The 287-nt window shown below is 44.9% G+C and carries 1 protein-coding gene; it reads right to left on the minus strand.

All coding sequences use genetic code 11. The annotated features are described in order from the left end of the window. Positions 1-258 (minus strand): hypothetical protein (locus DMA14_RS00065; RefSeq protein ID WP_157957633.1); only part of this gene is annotated, 258 nt, incomplete at its 3' end. Positions 259-287 lie beyond the last annotated feature (29 nt).

The following is a 287-nucleotide window of genomic DNA, read 5'->3' on the forward strand; positions in this document are numbered from 1 at the left end:
GTCAGAAGTATTTCCGCAGTCATCTTTAACTGTCCAAGTATTAGTGTAAGTTCCAGCGTTTCCGCATCCTTGAGAAGCTACGAACTGTCCGCTTACTTTAGTGATGTTTGAAACATCAGCATCGCAAAGATCAGAAGCTGTCGGAATCTGAGCTTGAGCCGAAGCAAGACCAGCTGTATCGCTGCATTCCAAAGTCACATCTAAAGAACCCGCCTGTGTTGTCCAAGTTGGAGCAGTAGTGTCTTGTATTGTGATCACTTGAGTGAAAGTGTCAGAAGTATTTCCGC

It is taken from the genome of Flavobacterium sharifuzzamanii, from assembly GCF_003254585.1.
In the GTDB taxonomy this organism is placed as follows: domain Bacteria; phylum Bacteroidota; class Bacteroidia; order Flavobacteriales; family Flavobacteriaceae; genus Flavobacterium; species Flavobacterium sharifuzzamanii.